Origin of the sequence: Pseudomonas lactis, from assembly GCF_001439845.1 — a bacterium.
Classification (GTDB): Bacteria; Pseudomonadota; Gammaproteobacteria; order Pseudomonadales; family Pseudomonadaceae; genus Aquipseudomonas; species Aquipseudomonas lactis.
Genome location: NZ_JYLO01000014.1, coordinates 171,322 through 191,111, shown reverse-complemented (window position 1 = coordinate 191,111; position 19,790 = coordinate 171,322). Strand labels below are relative to the sequence as shown.

The window sequence follows — 19,790 nt, the reverse complement described above, 5'->3', positions numbered from 1 at the left end:
TGTGCACGTATAGCCAGCTCACGGACGGCACTCATTCACTGGGATGGGTAAAACGGGCCAACCTGGTCATGGATGAAATGATCTACGCCCGCCACCTGGCTGAAGCCAATCGACCGAAATAGCCCTGCACTCGCGGGGCTTTTGTTTTTCAAGGGGCTGAAATTTGAAAGTTCTCGAAAGCTTCTTGATCGCCCTCGGCATGAAGGTCGATGAAAAGTCATTCCAGAAGGCTGATGCGGCGTTTGGTGGCCTGACCAAATCAGCCCTACAGCTTGGCGCTGTGTTTGCCGGGAAGCTGGCCATCGACAAGGTAGTGGGCGACTTCAAGCAGGCCGGTACCGAGCTGAACAACTTCAACAAGCTGACCGGGTTGAGCACCCAAAACGTGCAATCCCTCGGCCAGGCATTGAAGGCCCAGGGCGGCAGCGCCTCTGATGCCTTCTCTGCAATGAAGAAGATTCAGGACCTGATGGCATCACCGATCACCGGTGACACCGGATGGTTTGGTGACGTGGCTAAGCTCGGGCTTAACCCGGACGTGATCATCGGCGCGCAGAACACGGCTGACGCCCTGGCCGGTATTGCTGGCGAGTTCGAGCACATGAGCGCGCTCAACCAGCGCCTCGCGGGCCAGGCCCTGGGTTTGGATGACTCCACGGTTCGACTGCTCATGCGTGGCCGCGACGAGGTGGAGAAGCAGTTGGATTCCCGCGGCAAGCTTGCCGTGATGACCCAGAAGCAAATCGATGACTCTGCGCGCCTGACGAAAGCGACCAGCGAGCTTGACCAGGTGTTCACCGATATCGGCAACACCATTGCGGGCGAGCTAACTCCGGCCCTGGCAGATATGGCTGAGGATTTCGTCGCCTTCTACCGAAACAACAAAGAGCTCGTCGATTCTGGCTTGAAAGAGTTCTTCGGTGGCCTGGCTGACAACATTGAGCTTGTCGCCATTGCCATGGCACTCCTGGGTGGAGGTGCTGCGCTCAAGGGCTTGGCCGCTCTGCGCGCCATTGTTGGTCTTGGCGGTGTTGCTGCCGCCGGTTCTGCTGGTGGCGCAGCGGCTGCTGGCGGCGCTTCTATGCTCGCGGTTGCCGGAGGAAGTGCTGCGGCGCTTCTGTACTCCAGCAGCTTGAACAGCGGCGAAGACACAGAGCTGCTGAACAACCGCCTGAAAAAAGGCGGCGGCGAGGCTATTGGCGCTGTCGTGGACTACTTCACGTCCAAGGGGTGGACCAAGGAGCAGGCCGAAGGGATCGCCGCCAACCTGGAGGCTGAGAGCGGATTCAAGGCAAACGCCACCGGTGACGGCGGTCAGGCATACGGACTGGCCCAGTGGCACCCAGATCGCCAGGCCGAGTTCGCCAAGCAGTACGGCAAGGACATCCGCAAATCTACTGGCGCCGAGCAGCTTGAGTTCATCAACCACGAGTTGACCCGGGGCAACGAGAAGTCGGCCGGCACCAAGCTACGCGCCGCGACCAGCTCCTACGATGCCGCCTCGATTGTCTCCCGCGAGTATGAGCGCCCGGCAGACGCTGCTGGCGAGGCGTCCAGGCGCGGAGCAAGCGCTGCTGGATACACCGACAACCGCGTGTACCACATCAGCGGCGCCGACACCGAGAAGGTCAAGCAGGTGCTCAATGAGCAAATGGGCCAGATGACCGAGCAGACCATGCAGGACTTCAAGAGCCCAGAACTATGAGCCTGATGAGCATCTTCACCAAGACGCTGCCGAAGATCGGCCCTCTTGAGTTCGACGCAAAGCTGGAAGGGATCACCAGCAAGGCGATCACCCTGACCCAATATCCGGTCGAGTTCGGCGCCAACACCAACGACCACGCGATCCTCATGCCGAACCGATACCTGCTCACCGGAGCCGTATCGAATAGCCCTCTCGGCCTCGGCCTGGATGACATTGGCATGATGGGTGCCGGCGCCATTGCTACGGCAGTCGGCGGTGTTGGCGGGGCGGCAATCACGGCTGTGTCGGCATACCTGCTGTCTGGCGGTGATGACACCCGGGCGTCAACTGCCTGGGCATCTCTCACCGCAATCATGGAGGCGCGCGCCAAGTTCGATCTGGACACGGGCAAGGAGATCATGCGCGACATGATGATCATCCGGCTTGATGAGCGTACGCGGCCTGAGAATGAGGATGGCCTGGTGTTTATCGCTGAGCTCCAGCAGGTTCGGATTGTTCGCTCAACGGTTGGTCGAGGCGTCACGTCGGCTGATCAGCTCATGAAGAACGACACGGTGTCCACCCAGGGCGCCCCGATGATCTCCGCCGGCGATGCTGCCGTAGAGGTAATGCCATGAGCCGTTACAGCGTTGCCGTCCAAGCACTGCCGGCTCAGACCTTCACTGCGCGCCTTGGCAAAAACACTGTGACCGTAGAGCTGCAATGGATGGCACGGTTTGAGGTGTTCCGCGTGAACATCCTGACCGCCTTGGACTCCCCCCTCACGATGGGGCGATTCCTTCTGCCGAACATCGACCTTCTGGCCGGCCTTTACCCACCGCCATCCATTTCCTACGGGTCGCTCGTATTGGAGGGAGACCCGGCAACGCCCGATAACCTGGGCATCGACAACGTTCTGGTATGGTCAGATGAATGATGAAATCTTTCTTCGCAACTACCGGCTGAAGATCGGGCGCAGCACGGGCTCTCGTGTTTACGAGATGCGGCCCAGCGAAACCAGCCCAGATCAGGACGGGCTGCGCCTCACATTCCAGGTCACCCACTTCGCCGGCGGGGCGTTCAGCGTTGCCGAAATAACCATCTACAACGTGTCGCGCTACGCATCCAGGCAGATGCTCGGTGACGGCTCAACGGGGAAATATGAGTTCATTTCCTTGGAGGCTGGTTACGACGGGCTGTTTGGTTCGATATTCGTGGGCCAAATCACCAACGTTCAGATTCACCTTGAGGATGGCGGCTCTACCCGCGGGATTCGCTTCTTCTGCAAATCTTCCGCGAAAGAGCGCGATCAAAATCTGATCAATTTAACCCTGGCGCCTGAGACGGACCCCGTCCAGATCATTGAGGAATGCGCTTCAGTGTTCGGCGCCGAGATCCAGTTCTATGGGGATTTCTCAGGACTCAAGCGCCGCTCGCGTGGAACGGTCCTGCAGGGCAGCCCGACCTCCTGCATGAATGAGCTTGGCGAGACCTTCGCATTCGATTGGATGGTCGAGAACGGCGCGATCAAGATCATCAAGCGCGACTTTGCGCTGGACAATCAGGTCTACGTGATCAGCTCAGGCACCGGGATGATCGGCTCGCCAGTGGTTAGCGACACCGAAGTAGGCATCCGCTACACGCTAAACCCCAAGATAAAGCTCGGCGACACCATCAAGCTTGAATCTATGGCGCCTCGCTTCGAGTTCTCCGGGGCGTTCTTCTACGACGTGCCTCGCACCATTGGCGAGGGCTACTACAAGGTCAACTCGTTGGTGTTCGCGGGCGACTCCCACGGCGACCAGTGGGAAAGCCAGATCAGCTGTCTACGCCTCAGCGCGGCGGCCCAGGCCGGAATTTCAGAAAGGGCAACGCGATGAGTGATCCGCTCTCCTCAAGAACGCAGGCTGAATACTCCAAGATGCTGCGAGGCATATTCGGTGAGTACCTGAAAGACAACATGCGCACCAGCGTGCCAGGCCACGTCCTTAGCTTCGACCCGGCCACGCAGATGGCAGAGGTTCAGATCGGCCTGATGCTGGAAGACCGCCTTGGCTCGCAGCAGCCACGCCGCCCAATCATCCATGTTCCAGTTCAGTTCTGGGGAGCCGCAGGCGGCACGCTTGAATGCAGGGTTGCCAGCAACACCGAAGGCGTCCTGTTCTTCTCCCAGGAGTGCATTGACTCATGGGTGGATCAAGGCGGCGTGGCCGTTAAGTCGGAGCCTCGCCGGTTCTCGATCAACGATGCCTACTTTATCCCTGGCATCCGATCTATCCCTGGTGCGATCACGAGTTTCGCAAATGACGGAATCCGCTTACGAAGCAATGACGGCTCTCGGTATGTATGGCTGAAAGATGATGCCTCCATCGGGCTCAGCAATGGGGCTGGAAGCATCACCATTGGCGCTGACGGGGTCGTAAACATCAACGGCGTGACGATCACTCCTGCGGGCCTGGTCCATACGGCGAATGACGTGCAGGCGGGATTAATCAGCTTGAAGCTGCATAAAACGTCTCAGGTTCAACCTGGCAATGGAGTAAGCGGAGTGCCAACCCCATGACTGTACGAAGACTGGACGCCGACGGCGACTTGGCCCTGGGGCCTCAGGAGTTCCTGACAGGCTATACCGCCGAGGAAGTCGCGCAGAACGTGGTTACCCGGCTCAAGTTCTTCCTTGGTGAATGGTTTCTGGATACAACCGACGGAACGGACTGGTTCGGCAGCGTATTGGGAAAAGGGTCTGTCCTGGCGTCTCGTGAGTCGGTGATCCGTCGCCGCATCCTGCTGACCCCGGGGTGCGCGGGAATGACGTCGTTCAGCCTGACCACAGACATCGATACCCGGCAACTCACCGTCACCGCGTCAATCGTCAGCACCTCAGGCGATAACGCAGAAATCAATTTTGTTCAGGCGGTCGTCTAATGGCTCAGATCACGGACCAAGGAATCACGGGGCGCTCTCTGAACGAGTACCTCGGCGACATTAAAGAAAAGACGCTGGCGATTGACCCTGAATGGAACATTGACCCAGACAGCCCTGACGGGCAGCGGATCGGCATCGAAGCCGAGATGTTCGCCAACCTTGACGAGGCGGTAGTCGCGGCCTATCGCAGCAAGGACCCGGACAGCGCCACCGGCGAAGCTCTGCGCGACATCGGAAAAATCTCAGGTATACCGATCCGAGAGGCGACCTATTCAGTCGCACCCATTACCGTAACCGGTCAGACAGGAACCCCTATTCCTGCTCAGTCGCAGGTCAGAAGCAGGATTGATAACACCGTTTGGCTAACAACGGCCGTGATAGTCATAGGTGTCGGGCAGACCGCCACCGGCTTCGCAACGTGCACAACCTCTGGCCGTGTCCTCGCATCTCCTGGCGAGCTTACGGTAATCGGAACCCCGATTGGCGGCTGGGCGTCAGTCACTAACGGGGAGGCCGCTGCCGGTGTTGCGGCGGAAAGCGACGAAGACTTTCGTATCCGCAGGAATAACGGTGTGTCCCGCGCCGGTAGCAACATGCGCGACAACATGGAGGCCAACATCGCCAGCGTTCCAGGCGTTACCGACGTCAAGGTCCTGGAGAACAGCAGTGACTCGCCCTTCGACGTCGACGGCGTCCCTTACACGGGCATTGCAGTGATTGTGAATGGTGGATCTGATGCTGATATTGGCCTGGCCATGTATCAAAAGCACAATCCCGGCACGCCGATGCTCCCGCGGTACAGTTCGAAGACTGACACCTGGGTTGACCCGCCTGGTGCTAATGGAGTCAAGGTCGACGTGACATCACCCGTCACGGGCAATAAGGCCGTCATGACTTTCCAACGCGCTACCGGGCTTCCGATATTCGTTGCCATCACGATCCAGCGCGAGGGCGATCTGCCTTCAAACATTGAAGATCTCATAAAAAAAGCGGTTATCGCCGATTCGACCCGAAGCCTATTCAGTGGCGAGACCACCACTGGCTTTAACAGGGGCGGGTATGACATCGGCGAGAAGGTTCCGCCAGGGCGGATATACACACCAGTCAACAAGGTGCTTGGTCAGTATGGTGACAGTTACATCACTTCCTTGACGATTGGGATTAGCGCGGTAGCTCAAGGCTTAACACCGATACAGCCGACGATTGCCCAGATAGCAACTTTTGACCCTGACAACATTCAAGTCACGGTGATTCCATGAATATGGACCACGTCGAGCGCGCGAAAACTCGAATCATTAATGAGTATCGCGGCAAGAACAGAATGGTTAGATGGGTGACCATTGCACCAGAAATTTCGAACGATCACGTCGAGCGCCCACTTGATCAAATTCATGGGAGCTACGACGTAGACACAGTATCTGGAGAGATGCTTGACATCATTGGTCGAATCGTTGGGGTTGATCGACCAATACTGCGTGACGCTGAGTTCGATGTCTTTGGATATGCCGGGAACGATAGCTACACCAATTACAACATCGCCCCATATATCGGTGATGGCGAGGCCATTGACGCGCCACTTAATAATGATCTGTACCGTAAGCTGATCAAGGCGAAGATCGCAAGAAACATAAGCGATGGGACTGCCGACAGCATCATTCAGCTCGTCGAAATAATCATAGGCGTGAAAGTTACTGCGCTTGTCGATAATGGCGATAAGTCTTTTGATTTGGGGGTTGCTTCTCAGTTGGACAACACGACGCTTTATCTAATTTATAATTTCGACCTGATACCAAGGCCGCAGGGGCACAGGCTTGGCCAGGTATTTGTACTTCCTCCCGAAATTAACGAAATAGAATCGTCCTCATCGCATATTTATGAGTACGGAAACTTCACCCTCCCTGGAGATTTAGCCTGATGGCAAGACAGCCCTTCAATAATCGCTGGGCTCAAGGCGTTGAGTCCCAAGATAACCTGAACACCTTCAAGGCCCCTGGCGATGTGAGAATCAACTCAGGATGGGAGGGTGGACAGGACAAGGATGCGCCGCCTGCTGGTCATGAAAACTGGTGGCATAACCGAGTGGATACCGGCTTGCAGGGTGTTGAGCGAAACGGCGTCATGTCCTGGCACCCTCAGGCCATATACGGAATGGGCGCGCCAACTTATGGTCCAGATGGTAACTACTACGAAAGCATCGTCGCCGACAATACCGGTAACAACCCTTCCTCAACAGCCGGGTTCTGGCGTTACTGCGGACCTTCATTTTTTTCAGGTCACGTCCCTGGCGATCTGAAGATGGTAGCGCACAACAACATCCCTACTGCTGGGTGGTTAAAGTGCAATGGCGCATTACTTACCAGAGCATCGTATGCACTTCTTTTTGATTCCATAGGGACGATCTGGAATTCCGGAGGCGAGACATCTTTGCAATTCCGCCTACCTGATTTCAGGGGGGTATTTCTCAGGGGATTCTCTGATGGAAGCTCGATTGACTCTGGTCGCACATTTGGGTCTTTTCAGGCGGACGAGTTGAAGTCTCACCGGCATGAACTCCGGAGTGACTTGATAGGCGCCCAGCCTCTTCAGGGGGGGACGCCTGACGCAAGATTCAACCAGGCAAATGAACTTCTCGGCTACACAGAAAACACCGGCGGCAGCGAAACAAGGCCAGTCAATCGAACTGTCAGTTACTGGATTAAATACTGATGAATACAAAACTTCAGGCGGGTCAGCGACTGGTTTACCAGACTGATCAAGATGGTTTTCTTGTCGGCACAACTGTGGCAGACCCCGACCCCAAAAATCCTGGGGTCTGGCTGATTCCTGGCGGCTGCGTTGAGCTGGCTCCGCCGGCTATTGGGCCTGGAAAGAAAGCCATTTGGTCGGGCTACAAGTGGAAAGTCCTTGATATGTAGGTGAACTATGGAACGCAAGCGAAAGCGTCACTTCAGCGACAAGATGGAAAAGTTCTGCCTTGCCTACGTCGAGACAGCTAACGCAGCGGAGTCCTATCGAATCGCCTACAACACTGAAAACATGGCCACGGCCACTATCGGCCGTGAAGGCTATAACACCCTACAGAAGCCCCAGGTCCAGGCCAGGCTCGAAGAATTAAGGAAGAAAGTCATGGAGCGTCACGAAATCACCGTGGACACGCTCCTTGCCGAGCTGGAAGAGGCCAGGACAGCGGCGCTGGGCGCGGAAACGCCTCAGACATCCGCCGCTGTATCGGCCACGATGGGCAAGGCCAAGCTATTGGGCCTGGACAAGAAGATCGTGGAGCTCACCGGCAAGAACGGCGCACCGATTGAAACCAGCTCCACGGTCACGGTTGACCAGAAGGCCCTGAGTTCTGTGCTGGACTGCCTATGAGCAAGCTGCTCGACTGGGATGTAATGAGCAGCGCAGAACGACAAGCAGCAAAACTCATAAGCGAGCATTCACCGCTGTCGTTCATGCGCGTCTTTTTCCAGCTGAACCAGGGCATGAAGATGCTCTGCAACTGGCACCATCGCTACATGGATCACACAGCCTTGAGGGTGCTGTCTGGTGAGCTGAAAAACGTTGTATTCAACATGCCGCCTGGGGGCACGAAGACCGAGTTCTGGTCAATCCATGTGCCTTCATACGCCATGACCAAGTTCGACCGCACGCGCACGCTCAACGTTTCCTACTCAAAGGCACTGGTTGAAGAGAACTCAAACCGCATCAAATCCATCATCACCAGCGATGAATATCAGGATTTGTGGCCGTGCGACCTAGGGAAGGCCGATGTGGCCAACTGGGTCATCACCGACGATCGTGGGCGCAACAAGCATCAGATCTTCAGCCGCTCCACTGGCGGACAGATCACCGGCGTGCGCGGCGGCTACATCTCCGAAGGTTTCACCGGATTCATTAACCTGGATGACCCGGAAAAGGCCGACAGTGCTTTTAGCGCGACCATGCGCGCCAAGGCCCAGCGGATTGTCACCAACACTCTGCGCAGTCGTAGGGCTTCGCCAGATACCCCTGTCATCTGTACCCAGCAACGCCTGCACACGGACGACGTGTCGGGCTTCCTGCTCAAGGGCGGCATGGGTCTTGATTTCGCACACATCAAGGTTCCTGCCTTGGTCACTCGCGATTACATCGCAAGCTTGCCTGATGAGATCCGCGAACACGCCGAGCGCGATGTTTTCGGAAGTCCGTCAATCGTCCGCGGCGGCGTCGAGTACTGGTCTTACTGGCCAGCCAAGGAAACCGTCGACGACCTGATGGCCCTGTGGGACAGGGACCCGTACACCATGGTCAGCCAGTACCAGCAGGAGCCCGTGGCTCTTACTGGCGGCATGATAGATGCCGACTGGTTCAAGACATACGAACAGCTGCCGTTTCTGGTGTGGCGCGGCGTTTACGTCGACACCGCGCAGAAAACAGGTGAGCAGCACGACTTCTCTGTCTTCAATCATTGCGGACTTGGAGTCGATGGGAACCTCTACATCATTGAGGTGCACCGCGGCAAATGGGATGCAGGGGATCTTGAGACGGAAGCGCTGCGCGTCTGGCAGAAATGGAAAGACTGGGACCAGTTCCGACCTGCAGCACTCAGATACATGCGCGTCGAGGACAAATCGTCAGGCACTGGCCTGATTCAAACCATCAGCAAGAAGGGCTCTATTCCAATCGAAGCTCAGCCGCGCGGCCCAGCAGCCAACAAAGTTACCCGCTGCATGGATGCGGTGCCTTGGATCAAGTCCGGTCGGGTTTTCGTCCCGGCAATTTTCGATGACCAAGGACGAAAGATCGAGCACGTCAAGGACCATCGAGGCGAAACAATCGCCAGCACCGAATGGGTCGCCCCTTTCCTTACGGAAGCATCAGCCTTCACGGCCGACGACAGCCACGACCACGACGACCAGGTAGACACCATGTTCGACGCAGTCGCGGACATGCTCATCAGCAACAGCGGCGACTTCTTCTCCGGCAACTGGCTTTAAGCGAAAACCCTAAACCGCCCCAACTTTCGTTGGCCGAACTCGGCTGCGCTCATTAAACACGCCCCAAGGAAACGACATGACTGACCAGACTCAGCGGCTTGAGATCGCCACAGTTCGCGCGGAGATCGGCAGCAACATCACTTATAAATTCAATAACGACGCTTTAGACGCTGCTGAAATTCCGACCGACTCAGGCCCAATTCCGAATCTCAAACAGGTAATCCGGGATATCAAAGAAGAGGCTCTTGACGAAACACTGCGTGCTGAGCTTTTCGCAGCTGCAGGTTCGGGCATGGTCGGCTTCAGCGAAGCTCAAACGTATGCATCTGGCACTGTCGGGGACGCGATAAAAACACTATTACGGCGCGCTATATTTATCCCCCCGATTGGGGGCGGCTCTGATGACGCGGCCGCGATAAACGCTCGGATGGCGGCCGAGGGGGCCGGTGCGGACCTTTTCCTGGACGACGGGGGATACCTGCAGGCGGTCAGACTCACCGTACCGGAGTGCCAATTCTGGCATGGGGCAGGCGGTCAGCGCGGTACCACTTTCACCAAAATCGCCAACTGTGACGCTATTTACGTCGGAAACCTATCGCGTATTTCAGATCTTAACTTTGAAGGGGTCGGCGCAACCTTCACTGGCAGAGGAATTATTTGCGAAGGTTTCTCTGGTAGTGTGGAGCGCTGCCGCTCAAACCTGATGAAGGGCTTTGCCCTCTGCTTCCCCGGTAATGCAGGAGGCTGGAATATCACCTCGTTTGAGGGGAGCACTTTTGAGCCAGCAACGGTTGCTGCTATTGATTTCGGTGGCATATCAACCGTCAGGCCTATTTTCTTGAGGGGTATTTGGTGTTCTGGTGGATTTATTGACGTTACTGGGTCAGGTAACGGCTGCAGCATGAGCGAGTTTTACATGACCACGCTCAAGCACGGTGCCGGTGCTGGCTTGATGCACTTCGCAAATGGCCGCTTCGGGAATACCTCGCCCCTCATTGTCAGCGGCGGCGGCTCCACATTTACTGGCATCTCTTTTGCAGGCGCAGTGAATATCGTTTCTGGCGTAGGACACCGCTTTGCAGGATGTGAAGGCGAGATAACCGAGGATTCCGCAAGCAACTCGAACTCGTTCGACGCTCGCGGCACCATTACTAACACTGGCTGGACACAAGCGTCAGGTACGGCGCCTTCGATTGGAAACGGCTCGCTGACCTTGAATTACGTACGATCTGGGAGGATCGTAACGGTACAGCTTAGACTTGAGTTCGGCTCAACAACTACAGCTGGTGATGGCGCAGCACCCTGGACGTTCGCCCTGCCATTTGTGGCGACTCCGAACATCAATGCAGACGGGATGGCTGGTAACGCTTTTGACGCCAGCGCCTCAACCGACTTTGTGGTGTTTGGGCAGATCCCTGGCGGCGGAAGCCTGTTGAACTTCGGCCGTAATGGGGCAGGCGTCAGGGCCGGTACGCCATTCTCGTGGGCTGTGGGAGACAGGCTTTCAGCCTCGCTGACCTACCTAGTCAGGTAGGTATGAAGAAATACCGAAGCTAGCACCGTCAATTCGATATTTTTATCGTGCTTGCGAAAGGGCTTGGGTGCAATAATGCTTTCGCAAGCAATTTCACTTGGGGTCACATCGAAGGGACTTGACTAGGATGTATAGCTTTGCTGTTGGTATGATATTTCTTCTGATCGGGATCTTGGCGTCTTTGTTTTCTAAGGACAAATGGCACCCGTCTGCGGTATTCCCATTCACCTGGGCCTTCGGCCTTTGGGGAGTAAGCGCATCTGAGTTGCTAGGGTTCTACCCAATAGAATCAGAATCTCTACTTCTGTTCATCGCAGGGGGCATTGTATTTTCTGTCGTCAGCATTGCTACATCTGAAATTTTGCGCAGGTCTAACTCTACGAGTGTGGCATCTGGTTACTTCTACAGACCTATTAACGCAAGAAAAATGGTGTTTTTCTTTTGCGTTCTCCATGTGGCAATACTGCCAAGTATATATTTTGACCTTACAAGTCTGTCACCGGACCTTGTTCAAGCTGCTTACATTGCAAGGCAGAGAAGCGTTGAGGGTGACGACGTACTAGGTTGGGCGGCTTCAAATTATCTACAGGTCGGCACAATGCTGATCCCTCTTTTTGTTGTTTGCTATCTGAAAAAGTGGTGCTCAGCGTCTTCGCTCCTAATAATATCAGCCCCATGGTCGTTGCTTATTCTGCTTGCTTCTGGGCGTTCCGGACTTCTGCAGCTGCTGATAGGTGTGTTGTTCATATGGGTTATCGTGCGCGGCAAGTTATCTGCCAAGTTAGTAATATGGGTTGGTGGATGCTTTCTTCTTGTGTTGATTGGCGGCGCGATTGCTACGGCAAAGGTGGCTCTTGATTCGGACGAAAGTGCTGGAGACTTTGTTTATGCGTTTTTAGAGCACTTCGCAGGTTATGCGTTTCAGGGTCCTGTTCTGTTTGCTCGTTATTTTGATGGGGATATAAGCCTAGAGCCTCTATGGTCTCCATTCAGCTCTATATGCCACATGCTTTCATTCGTCGGTCTATGCATGCCAGACCCTCAGCATTTGGCCTTCAACAGGTACGCTCCAGATCTGGAGGGTAATGTGTACAGTATGTACTTTTCCTTATATCCAAAATTTGGTGTTCTCGGCGTAATCGCTTTCCTTTCGATGTACTCAGTTATATCGACTTATACGTACTTTAAAGCGAAGGCAGGCAATGTTTACTACATGATGCTTGCGTCGTTTTTCATGTCGTCCATCGTGCTTTCGCTTTTCAGCGATCAGATATCAAGTTCATGGTGGTCACTCATAAAGTTGACCGCTCTGATGGCTCTGGTATTTTTCCTGTTCACGGATCGGAAAAAGATCAGACGCGATCGAGCAATGATCAACCAATCAGCCGGCCAAACGCCTGCCACCTGACGACTGATTCGACAATCAGAAATAGTAGCCCGCCATTGAGCGGGCTTTTTTACGCCTGGAGAAAAGTATGCCCATCAGTGAGCAGCAGTTGCTGCGCATCCTCCCCAACGCCGGCCGCCAAGCCGGCGTTTTTGCATCTGCGCTGACCCTCGCCATGGATCGGTACCAGATCAATACCAAGCTCAGAATGGCCGCTTTCATTGCCCAGGTCGGCCACGAGTCTGGCCAGTTCCGGTACGTGCGCGAGCTGGGTGGTGACCAGTACCTGAGCAAGTACGACACTGGCGCCCTGGCCAAGCGTCTGGGCAATACTCCAGAGCCTGACGGGGACGGGCAGAAGTACCGCGGGCGAGGCCTGATCCAGATCACTGGGCGCGACAACTACCTGGCGTGCAGTAAGGCGCTGTTCGGTGATGACCGCCTACTGCGCACCCCTGAACTGCTTGAGCAGGCAGAGTGGGCGGCCAAGTCTGCCGGGTGGTTCTGGAACTCCCGCGACCTTAACAAGCTGGCCGACTCCGGATCGTTCGAGATGATCACTCGCCGTATCAATGGCGGTATCAACGGCCTGGCTGAGCGGATGGCTTTCTATAACGCTGCCTTGAAGGTGCTGGCATGACGCCGTTACAGAAGCTTGCAGGCCTGGCGGTGCTGATCCTGCTGCTGATGGCTGGTGCTGCGGGAGTCACCTGGCAGGTGCAGGACTGGCGCATGGGCAAGCAACTGTCTGAACAGCTATCCGCGCAGAGCGCCGCGCACCAGGGCCAGCTCGACGCCATCACCAACGAGGCCTGGCGTCAGCAAAAGGCCGAGCAGGACAGGCGCCTGTCCATCGAGCAACAGCTCGCGACCCAGGACCAACAACACTCCAAGGAATTATCCGATGCCCAGCGCAACCAGGCTCGCCTGCGTGACCAGCTTGCTACTGCTGATGTCCGGCTGTCAGTCCTCCTTGCCGAGGATTCAGCCAGTAGCTGCAACCTGCCTGCCACCCCCGGCGCCGGCGGCGTGGTTCATGCAGCCCGTCGAGCCCAACTTGACCCAGCGCATGCGCAACGAATTGTCGCCATCACCGACGACGGGGATAACGCCATAATCGCCTTGCGCGCGTGCCAGGCCTATGTCCGCGCAATTGCACGATGAGTGCGTTGAGCTAATATTGCCGGGTGCGCTCTGACTTCGATCATTTTGGTAACTGAAGGGCACCATGGATAAGCGGCTTGCGGGGCTGTCAATACTGCTCACCCTTGGATGGGTCGTCACAGTGGCGTCTGTCATGTGGTATTTCTACGACAATTAACCTAAAGGTCGTATCACTTCTGGTCCCTTATTCCGCACGTTACCCACGGCCATGCTGACCTTGAACCATTCGAACACTTCGGACGGCTCGCCCTGGTGCAGGACCATTTGCTCGGCGCGCTCCTTGGGCGTGGCCGGGTCCAACCATTCCCGCGCCAGGTCCGGGGTAAGCACCACCGGGCGGCGGTCGTGAATGTCCACCATGCCGCCGGCGCTGTCGGCGGTGATGATCACGAAGCCATCATGCTCGCCTGGGCCTTCATCAGCATCCGGTAGCTGGCCGATGGCGGCGCAGAATATCGGTGCACCATCCCGCCGGCGGATGAGGTAGGGCTGCTTCTTTGGACCGCCTTCATCTACCCACTCAAACCAGTTGTCGATAGGCGTGATTGCACGGTGCGGCCAGATCGCCCGGTAGAAGGGGCCGTGTGCAACTTTTTCTACTCGTGCGTTGATCGGCGCTGCCCGGTCTTTCGCCCAATGCGGCCGCCATCCCCAGCGCACCGGATCGGCGTGGAGCAGCTCGCCCTGCAGGTGCAGCAGCGCAACCGCAGTTGACGGCGCCACGTTGTACCGCTCAATCGGCTGATCGCCCACAGAGTTCGCCAGAGCATTGGGCATGCTCAGCGCCGCAACGAAGTCGTGGATTCCCCGGTACTGCGAAAGTCTCCCGCACATAAGCATCTCCGCTCGTCGGCACCGATGAACAGCCGGTCCCCGGCCAATCTCTACAATGTAGACACTGGCTCGAGGTATTCGTCATGATGATCAACGTTGATCAGGTGAACGCAATGGAGGCGTGGTTTGCGCTGCGTAACGATCCAGCCTTCATATCGGCCACACCGGAGGAGCGCTACGAAACGCGACTGGCCCTGGCTGACGACCTCAAGCAGCAGGGGCTGATCAACGAAGGTGAGTGGCGCGAGCTGACTGAGGAAGCAGTTGCGGCCTATGCCGACGAGTTAGGCTAATGGCTGCTTGTAAACGCTAAGCTCGAGCAGCAATCGCTGATTCTCCCTGAGCAGATGGTCGCGCTGTCCGGTGATGATCTTCACGCTTTGCACTGAGGCAAACGAGTACTGCTGTTCAAGCGTGCTGATCTTTTCCTCAGCCGCAGCGAGCTTTGCTTCTGTCTCGGCCTTTCCCGTCATCAGCAGATCATTCATCTGCACCAGGCCGGCGATATTCGCCCGCGCTCGACGCAGCATGCGCTCGGTCTCCACCAGCTCATCTACGAGAATTGAGCATTGGTGCTGGTACATCTCAAGTGGAGTGGGGCAACCGAGCCAATCATCGGTGTCCATGTCTACGTTCATAGCGTGAATCTCAAATACTGTATGTGCGTACAGTAATCGAGGTGTGGCAGGTTTGGGGAGTGGTGTTCGTCGGCAGAACGCCTGGGAAGGTGAGAGTCTGGATTGCGCGGGACAATCCTGGGACACCGGATGTCCCATATATCCATGTGTGGGCATACAGTATTGTTGCCAAAAGCCCTCTAAATACGGGGTCTCCGCCGTAGACGCCCAATGAAATAGAGACCTGTTAACGGATTGCAAATCCGCCTACGCCGGTTCGATTCCGACCTCGGCCTCCACTCTTAGAAACCCCGTAGGTTAACGTCTACGGGGTTTTTTATTGCCTGGGATTTAGCAATACCGCCACCGACCTCATTGGGTGAAACTGATCGAAGCAAATGATGTCCGATTGCTATCGGCCAAGGACGAGGTCCGCCAAGCGCGCATTGGGTCTACGCTCATTAAAGCCTCAAACGACCTCCTCACGCCGTTTTAGCCGCGCGCTTATCCTGCCAGCGCAGAATAACGCCCGCACTCATCAAAGCTGACAGAGTGAACCATGAAACAAAAAATTCTTCTTGTAGCCGTGTGTGCTGCACTCATCCAAGGCTGTGCCGCCCCTTCCAAAAGCCATGAAGAATCACCTTCGATGCCAACTACCTCAGCCGCTGTAGCCCAGCCAACCTTATCTGCTTACGACTGGAACCTGGTCTCGGCAACGGATGCGTCGGGCAAGCCTCTCGTGGCGATGAACAAAGGCATCGAGCGCAAGTTGCGTGTTGCCTTTGGTGACAACAACCTGAGCATCAGCGGCGGCTGCAATCGTCAGTTCGGCGGCTATCACTATCAGGACGGGGTTCTGAAGGTTCAGCCACTGGCCTCTACGCTGATGGCCTGTGACAAGAGCCTGATGGACCTTGACGCCCAGGTAGGGCGGCTGTTCAAGGGCGATCTGCGCGCTGTGATCACCGGCGATAACAGGGCGCCGATGCTGCAACTGACGACAGCAGACGGCTCGGTGCTCAAGTTGCAAGGCGAGGCCACCCCGCAGACCCGCTACGGTAGCGAGGGTGAGGTCAAGTTTCTGGAAGTGGCGGCCAAGACGGTCAAGTGCAGCCATCCTTTGATTCCAGATTATCAGTGCCTGCAAGTGCGTGAGCGTCGCTATGACGACGCGGGCCTGCAACTGGCGACCCAAGACACCTGGCATCCGCTGTACCAGCCTATCGAAGGCTTCGTGCATCATGACGGCGTGCGCACTGTGTTGCGGGTCAAGCAGTACGAATGGAAGAATCCGCCAGCGGATGCGCCTTCCACGGTCTACGTGTTGGATATGGTGGTCGAGCAGGACGCTTCTGGCAGCAAGTAAGCTCGCGCAAACCCCGTAGATTAGCGTCTACGGGGTTTTTTATTGCCTGTGATTTACCCGTTTTTCGACGAGTGACACGTCTAGATCAAGGGTCATAGCCCGATCGGGGTTGTCACCAGAGGATTTGCCGACTACCCTGAAAATGTTTGAATTATTACAAACAATTTCGGTGTGGCTGTTTTTTCGGTCATACGGCTTCAGGACGAGGAACGAAAAATGTTTTCACATGAAGGTACTGCGCTAGAGCTGTTGGTCTTGGTTTTTGGCGTCACTGGGTTGTTGTTGATCGCCTGGTTTATTCACCATCAATACGAGCTCAGGTCGCGCAAGCATGTAAAAAAACAACATGCCTCTGGCCAGCAGCGTGAAGCTCAAAGCCGCTAACCGTCCCTTCACCTGTGCCAGCCTTTACGGCTGGCCTCAGAATCCGGCTTTCAAAGGTCTGCAAGGTTTTCCCGAGCCCACTGCTCGGCAGTGGTGACCGGAATCGACTGTTGCTCGTTGAAGGTGGCCGCCTTAGGCCAGGCCACACCTTTGCCTTGTGCGAATACGGCACGGTACTTCTTGATGTGGTGTGTGGGGTCTTGCTCCAGTGCCTGCATGAGGTAGTCAACCGTCCACACGTTGCGCTTGAACGAACGATCCAGAACACGCTCCAGCATGCTCGCAACCTGCCCATACGTCACGGTGTCGCCGGCCAGGTAGACAATCTGATTGCGCAGGCGCGGTTCGAAGAACACGATTTGCGCTGTCAGCGTGCCGATGTCGTCTGGCGTGGTGAGCGTCACGCTATTCTCCAGACTGCCCAGGGCGTTGACTGTGTTGTTGTCGAAGTCGACGACCTCGAACACCGGCTCGAACAGGAAGCTGGTGAACATGCCTGTCGAGATGATGACCCATTCAGTGTTGTCCTGGGCGCGCAGCAACTCGCGCACATCGAGCTGAGCATCGAACAGATCCTGGGGGCTGCCCCGGCCAATCACTTCGAAATCCACGCCGAACTGCCACGGGAAGTAGCGCTTCACGCCGGACTTGAGCGCGGCGGTCGCCAGCTTCATCGGGGTTTCGCGGCCCGCGACCATGCCCGCGCAGCCGATCACGGTATCGAAGCGTGCGAAGACCTTGGCAAGTTGATCGATTGAGTCGTTCACCAGGTCTGCGGCGACCATCTGAATGCCCAGGCCGCGCAGCTCATCGATCTCTACCTTTTTTTCGGGCACTTGCGTGTTGATGGTCGACTCCCTTAGCAACACGCTGAGGGTGGAGCCGGGCGCGCGTTTGGCCTCACGCGCCAGATTGCGCAAAACCGGCAGGCCGAGCTCGCCGGCGCCTAGAACAAGGATCGATTGAGAGGGAAGTGGGGTCATTTCAGGCATGATTTCTCCGCAGACCTGTTGGCGATAAGATGAGTTCATGCTGGCACGATTCGGCAGCGCTCATAAGAAGGCACACGGGTGATACCAGGGGTAGAAATGACCGATCATGAAACGCTCAGCCAGGCAGAAGTTATCTGCCAGTCGCTCAGGGAAGAAGACGATGGCGTCAGGCGTGAAGTCCTGGCTCACGCCGGTAGCCGCTGGTCACTGGGCATTTTGCATGCCTTGGGTGTGTACGGTGCGATGCGTCATGCCGAGATAAAACGGCAGATGACAGGTGTGACTCAGCGCATGTTGACCAAAACTCTACGCGCCATGGAGCGCGATGGTTTGTTGGTTCGGCGCGAGTTCGGTGAGATTCCGCCCCGCGTCGAGTACGAGCTGACGCCCCTGGGCCGAGAGCTTTTGATTCGCATGTCGCCTATCTGGACCTGGGTGGTGGAAAACGTGGAGGACTTTCGCAAGGCTCGGCGTATTTTCGACAGTCAGGAGGGCAAAAAACCGGCGTGGCAGGTTCCCACACCGATTCCCGATGCGCCTCGGTAAGCGCAACTTCTCGATGAAGGCTGTGCAAGTGTATGCCTCGATCCACCCCTAGCTGTACGGGGCGCAGCGCGCCATAACCCACTACTGTCGCAGGCACATCACCACCGCTTGGATGCCGCGCCATGTTCATGTCTACCAGCCTGTTATCAGCCTTCGTGCTGTTCGCTTTTGTTTCTTCGATCACCCCAGGGCCCAACAACACCATGTTGCTGGCCTCAGGCGTGAATTTCGGCTTTCGCCGTTCGATGCCCCATGCGCTGGGGATCAGCATTGGCTTTATGCTGTTGGTGATTTGTGTGGGGCTGGGCTTGGGCGAGGTGTTCAAGGTGTTCCCGTGGGCCTACACGCTGTTGCGGTATGTCGGCGCCGCGTATTTGTTATACCTGGCGTGGAAGATTGCCAATGCGGGCGGCATGTCTGATAACCCGGATGAACATGGCAAGCCGATGACCTTCCTCGGTGCGGCGGCCTTCCAGTGGGTCAACCCCAAAGCGTGGATTATGGCGCTGGGGGCGATCACTACCTACACGCCGGCCGAGGGTTATGTGACTAATGTACTGGTGATCGCCCTGGTATTTGCAGTGGTCAACCTGCCGAGTGTGTGCGTGTGGGTGGGGTGTGGCAGCGGCTTGCGCAACTTGCTGCGTGAGCCGCGCTGGTTGCGGATGTTCAACTGGTCCATGGCCGGGCTGTTGGTGCTGTCGCTGTATCCGATGCTGTTTGTGGGCTGAGGTGGCATAGGTAACCACGATGCGAAGCGAGTCGCTCTTGATCTTGCTCTGCTTGTGATCTTGATCTCAGGCGCCCCGTTAAACCACGCTGGCCGGAATTCGACAGGGATTTGGGGGGTAAACCGGCAGGGATGCCGGTTTAGCCGCCCCGCGCCATGGATGGCGCGTGGCGGCGGCCCCCCAAATCACTGGCGGATTACGGGCACACCGAGCCCAAGCGAGGTGCCGAGGGGTGGGGCAAGAGCCCTTTGGTTACTTTGGGCTGGCCCGGCATTCCGGCTTTTCCAAAGTGACCCGCTGTCAGAGCGGAACCCCAAGTAGCCGTTACCGCTGGAATGGATATGTACTCGGTATAACAGTGTCGCCTGCCAGGCCGCCTTCGCGAGCAAGCCAGCTCCCACAGTTGGATCGTGGGGCGTCAGGTAGATAAGCGTCGGGTATGAGGCCGTCATGGGAGCAAGCTCCCTCGCCACAGGGGAAGTAGCGCGGGCTTAGACCGGTGAGATGGTCGCCAACATACCGATACCAATGGTCAACACCAAAAAGCCAAACAGGAAAATCGCCATCTTGGTCATAAGGCCTCCGAGGGGAAGGGGACGACAGGAATGTCGGGATGGGGCTATTGTCCGCCTCAAGCGGTTTTC

24 protein-coding genes are annotated in these 19,790 nt (G+C 56.6%); 21 read left to right on the top strand and 3 right to left on the bottom strand.

Features of this window, described 5'->3' with window-relative positions; all coding sequences use genetic code 11:
* Nucleotides 1-163: 163 nt before the first annotated feature.
* From TX24_RS32350 to TX24_RS23990, 16 genes are all read left to right on the top strand, one after another.
* Nucleotides 164-1,705 carry a phage tail tip lysozyme gene (locus tag TX24_RS32350; protein ID WP_057711418.1) on the top strand — a complete coding sequence of 514 codons (1,542 nt, stop codon included), beginning with the start codon at nucleotides 164-166 and terminating at the stop codon, nucleotides 1,703-1,705.
* Complete coding sequence (locus TX24_RS24060) at nucleotides 1,702-2,322, top strand: phage baseplate protein (RefSeq protein WP_044274816.1); 621 nt, start codon at nucleotides 1,702-1,704, stop codon at nucleotides 2,320-2,322. Before TX24_RS32350 ends, TX24_RS24060 begins: the two co-directional genes overlap by 4 nt.
* Nucleotides 2,319-2,621: a phage baseplate plug family protein gene (locus TX24_RS24055; protein ID WP_057711416.1), complete on the top strand. Its 303-nt coding sequence runs from the start codon at nucleotides 2,319-2,321 to the stop codon at nucleotides 2,619-2,621. The genes TX24_RS24060 and TX24_RS24055 overlap by 4 nt, the downstream gene beginning before the upstream one ends.
* Nucleotides 2,614-3,564, top strand: a complete 951-nt coding sequence (locus TX24_RS24050; protein WP_057711414.1) for a baseplate hub protein — start codon at nucleotides 2,614-2,616, stop codon at nucleotides 3,562-3,564. Before TX24_RS24055 ends, TX24_RS24050 begins: the two co-directional genes overlap by 8 nt.
* On the top strand, nucleotides 3,561-4,247 hold the full coding sequence (locus TX24_RS24045; protein WP_057711412.1) for a Gp138 family membrane-puncturing spike protein: 687 nt from the start codon (nucleotides 3,561-3,563) through the stop codon (nucleotides 4,245-4,247). Before TX24_RS24050 ends, TX24_RS24045 begins: the two co-directional genes overlap by 4 nt.
* On the top strand, nucleotides 4,244-4,609 hold the full coding sequence (locus TX24_RS24040; RefSeq protein WP_057711410.1) for a contractile injection system sheath initiator: 366 nt from the start codon (nucleotides 4,244-4,246) through the stop codon (nucleotides 4,607-4,609). The genes TX24_RS24045 and TX24_RS24040 overlap by 4 nt, the downstream gene beginning before the upstream one ends.
* Entirely contained in the window at nucleotides 4,609-5,868 is a 1,260-nt protein-coding gene (locus TX24_RS24035; protein WP_057711408.1) for a baseplate J/gp47 family protein, read from the top strand. Before TX24_RS24040 ends, TX24_RS24035 begins: the two co-directional genes overlap by 1 nt.
* Nucleotides 5,865-6,524, top strand: coding sequence for a baseplate wedge 1 family protein (locus TX24_RS24030; RefSeq protein ID WP_082628866.1), 660 nt, complete (start codon nucleotides 5,865-5,867; stop codon nucleotides 6,522-6,524). Before TX24_RS24035 ends, TX24_RS24030 begins: the two co-directional genes overlap by 4 nt.
* Nucleotides 6,524-7,315, top strand: coding sequence for a phage tail protein (locus TX24_RS24025; protein ID WP_057711403.1), 792 nt, complete (start codon nucleotides 6,524-6,526; stop codon nucleotides 7,313-7,315). The genes TX24_RS24030 and TX24_RS24025 overlap by 1 nt, the downstream gene beginning before the upstream one ends.
* Nucleotides 7,315-7,524, top strand: coding sequence for a hypothetical protein (locus TX24_RS24020; RefSeq protein ID WP_057711399.1), 210 nt, complete (start codon nucleotides 7,315-7,317; stop codon nucleotides 7,522-7,524). Before TX24_RS24025 ends, TX24_RS24020 begins: the two co-directional genes overlap by 1 nt.
* A gap of 7 nt (nucleotides 7,525-7,531) precedes the next feature.
* A complete protein-coding gene (locus tag TX24_RS24015; protein WP_057711397.1) occupies nucleotides 7,532-7,981 on the top strand; it encodes a terminase small subunit in 450 nt (149 codons plus the stop codon).
* A complete protein-coding gene (terL, locus tag TX24_RS24010) occupies nucleotides 7,978-9,588 on the top strand; it encodes a phage terminase large subunit (RefSeq protein ID WP_057711395.1) in 1,611 nt (536 codons plus the stop codon). The genes TX24_RS24015 and terL overlap by 4 nt, the downstream gene beginning before the upstream one ends.
* A gap of 76 nt (nucleotides 9,589-9,664) precedes the next feature.
* Nucleotides 9,665-11,122, top strand: coding sequence for a hypothetical protein (locus tag TX24_RS24005; RefSeq protein WP_057711393.1), 1,458 nt, complete (start codon nucleotides 9,665-9,667; stop codon nucleotides 11,120-11,122).
* A 127-nt stretch (nucleotides 11,123-11,249) separates the two neighbouring features.
* A complete protein-coding gene (locus tag TX24_RS24000; protein WP_057711391.1) occupies nucleotides 11,250-12,530 on the top strand; it encodes an O-antigen polymerase in 1,281 nt (426 codons plus the stop codon).
* A 67-nt stretch (nucleotides 12,531-12,597) separates the two neighbouring features.
* Nucleotides 12,598-13,149: a glycoside hydrolase family 19 protein gene (locus TX24_RS23995; RefSeq protein WP_057711389.1), complete on the top strand. Its 552-nt coding sequence runs from the start codon at nucleotides 12,598-12,600 to the stop codon at nucleotides 13,147-13,149.
* Nucleotides 13,146-13,673 carry a lysis system i-spanin subunit Rz gene (locus tag TX24_RS23990; protein WP_057711387.1) on the top strand — a complete coding sequence of 176 codons (528 nt, stop codon included), beginning with the start codon at nucleotides 13,146-13,148 and terminating at the stop codon, nucleotides 13,671-13,673. Before TX24_RS23995 ends, TX24_RS23990 begins: the two co-directional genes overlap by 4 nt.
* A 153-nt stretch (nucleotides 13,674-13,826) precedes the next feature.
* On the opposite strand, the gene TX24_RS23985 is transcribed toward TX24_RS23990, so the two are convergent.
* Complete coding sequence (locus TX24_RS23985) at nucleotides 13,827-14,507, bottom strand: SOS response-associated peptidase family protein (protein ID WP_057711385.1); 681 nt, start codon at nucleotides 14,505-14,507, stop codon at nucleotides 13,827-13,829.
* Between the two features lie 83 nt (nucleotides 14,508-14,590).
* Between TX24_RS23985 and TX24_RS23980 the strand changes: the two genes are divergently transcribed.
* On the top strand, nucleotides 14,591-14,800 hold the full coding sequence (locus tag TX24_RS23980) for a hypothetical protein (RefSeq protein ID WP_057711383.1): 210 nt from the start codon (nucleotides 14,591-14,593) through the stop codon (nucleotides 14,798-14,800).
* On the opposite strand, the gene TX24_RS23975 is transcribed toward TX24_RS23980, so the two are convergent.
* Complete coding sequence (locus TX24_RS23975; RefSeq protein ID WP_057711381.1) at nucleotides 14,792-15,145, bottom strand: hypothetical protein; 354 nt, start codon at nucleotides 15,143-15,145, stop codon at nucleotides 14,792-14,794. The two genes, TX24_RS23980 and TX24_RS23975, sit on opposite strands and share 9 nt — an antisense overlap.
* Nucleotides 15,146-15,773: 628 nt before the next feature.
* On the opposite strand from TX24_RS23975, the gene TX24_RS23970 reads away from it, so the two are divergent.
* On the top strand, nucleotides 15,774-16,493 hold the full coding sequence (locus TX24_RS23970; RefSeq protein WP_244175916.1) for an META and DUF4377 domain-containing protein: 720 nt from the start codon (nucleotides 15,774-15,776) through the stop codon (nucleotides 16,491-16,493).
* Between the two features lie 216 nt (nucleotides 16,494-16,709).
* Nucleotides 16,710-16,877 (top strand): hypothetical protein, encoded by a 168-nt coding sequence (locus TX24_RS32205; protein ID WP_167348429.1) that lies wholly within the window; start codon nucleotides 16,710-16,712, stop codon nucleotides 16,875-16,877.
* Nucleotides 16,878-16,927: 50 nt separating this feature from the next.
* On the opposite strand, the gene TX24_RS23965 is transcribed toward TX24_RS32205, so the two are convergent.
* Entirely contained in the window at nucleotides 16,928-17,869 is a 942-nt protein-coding gene (locus TX24_RS23965; protein ID WP_034135740.1) for an aromatic alcohol reductase, read from the bottom strand.
* A gap of 96 nt (nucleotides 17,870-17,965) precedes the next feature.
* Here TX24_RS23965 and TX24_RS23960 point away from each other — a divergent pair, with 96 nt between their 5' ends.
* Entirely contained in the window at nucleotides 17,966-18,415 is a 450-nt protein-coding gene (locus tag TX24_RS23960) for a winged helix-turn-helix transcriptional regulator (protein ID WP_003191562.1), read from the top strand.
* A gap of 122 nt (nucleotides 18,416-18,537) precedes the next feature.
* A complete protein-coding gene (locus TX24_RS23955) occupies nucleotides 18,538-19,146 on the top strand; it encodes a LysE family translocator (protein WP_003191561.1) in 609 nt (202 codons plus the stop codon).
* Nucleotides 19,147-19,790 lie beyond the last annotated feature (644 nt).

Excerpts from the sequence above, each read along its gene's own strand:
- TX24_RS24060 (WP_044274816.1), top strand. The coding sequence starts at position 1,702 with ATGAGCCTGATGAGCATCTTCACCAAGACGCTGCCGAAGATCGGCCCT.
- TX24_RS24055 (WP_057711416.1), top strand. The coding sequence starts at position 2,319 with ATGAGCCGTTACAGCGTTGCCGTCCAAGCACTGCCGGCTCAGACCTTC.
- TX24_RS24050 (WP_057711414.1), top strand. The coding sequence starts at position 2,614 with ATGAATGATGAAATCTTTCTTCGCAACTACCGGCTGAAGATCGGGCGC.
- TX24_RS24045 (WP_057711412.1), top strand. The coding sequence starts at position 3,561 with ATGAGTGATCCGCTCTCCTCAAGAACGCAGGCTGAATACTCCAAGATG.
- TX24_RS24040 (WP_057711410.1), top strand. The coding sequence starts at position 4,244 with ATGACTGTACGAAGACTGGACGCCGACGGCGACTTGGCCCTGGGGCCT.
- TX24_RS24035 (WP_057711408.1), top strand. The coding sequence starts at position 4,609 with ATGGCTCAGATCACGGACCAAGGAATCACGGGGCGCTCTCTGAACGAG.
- TX24_RS24030 (WP_082628866.1), top strand. The coding sequence starts at position 5,865 with ATGAATATGGACCACGTCGAGCGCGCGAAAACTCGAATCATTAATGAG.
- TX24_RS24025 (WP_057711403.1), top strand. The coding sequence starts at position 6,524 with ATGGCAAGACAGCCCTTCAATAATCGCTGGGCTCAAGGCGTTGAGTCC.
- TX24_RS24020 (WP_057711399.1), top strand. The coding sequence starts at position 7,315 with ATGAATACAAAACTTCAGGCGGGTCAGCGACTGGTTTACCAGACTGAT.
- TX24_RS24015 (WP_057711397.1), top strand. The coding sequence starts at position 7,532 with ATGGAACGCAAGCGAAAGCGTCACTTCAGCGACAAGATGGAAAAGTTC.
- terL (WP_057711395.1), top strand. The coding sequence starts at position 7,978 with ATGAGCAAGCTGCTCGACTGGGATGTAATGAGCAGCGCAGAACGACAA.
- TX24_RS24005 (WP_057711393.1), top strand. The coding sequence starts at position 9,665 with ATGACTGACCAGACTCAGCGGCTTGAGATCGCCACAGTTCGCGCGGAG.
- TX24_RS24000 (WP_057711391.1), top strand. The coding sequence starts at position 11,250 with ATGTATAGCTTTGCTGTTGGTATGATATTTCTTCTGATCGGGATCTTG.
- TX24_RS23995 (WP_057711389.1), top strand. The coding sequence starts at position 12,598 with ATGCCCATCAGTGAGCAGCAGTTGCTGCGCATCCTCCCCAACGCCGGC.
- TX24_RS23990 (WP_057711387.1), top strand. The coding sequence starts at position 13,146 with ATGACGCCGTTACAGAAGCTTGCAGGCCTGGCGGTGCTGATCCTGCTG.
- TX24_RS23985 (WP_057711385.1), bottom strand. The coding sequence starts at position 14,507 with ATGTGCGGGAGACTTTCGCAGTACCGGGGAATCCACGACTTCGTTGCG.
- TX24_RS23980 (WP_057711383.1), top strand. The coding sequence starts at position 14,591 with ATGATGATCAACGTTGATCAGGTGAACGCAATGGAGGCGTGGTTTGCG.
- TX24_RS23975 (WP_057711381.1), bottom strand. The coding sequence starts at position 15,145 with ATGAACGTAGACATGGACACCGATGATTGGCTCGGTTGCCCCACTCCA.
- TX24_RS23970 (WP_244175916.1), top strand. The coding sequence starts at position 15,774 with ATGCCAACTACCTCAGCCGCTGTAGCCCAGCCAACCTTATCTGCTTAC.
- TX24_RS32205 (WP_167348429.1), top strand. The coding sequence starts at position 16,710 with ATGTTTTCACATGAAGGTACTGCGCTAGAGCTGTTGGTCTTGGTTTTT.
- TX24_RS23965 (WP_034135740.1), bottom strand. The coding sequence starts at position 17,869 with ATGCCTGAAATGACCCCACTTCCCTCTCAATCGATCCTTGTTCTAGGC.
- TX24_RS23960 (WP_003191562.1), top strand. The coding sequence starts at position 17,966 with ATGACCGATCATGAAACGCTCAGCCAGGCAGAAGTTATCTGCCAGTCG.
- TX24_RS23955 (WP_003191561.1), top strand. The coding sequence starts at position 18,538 with ATGTTCATGTCTACCAGCCTGTTATCAGCCTTCGTGCTGTTCGCTTTT.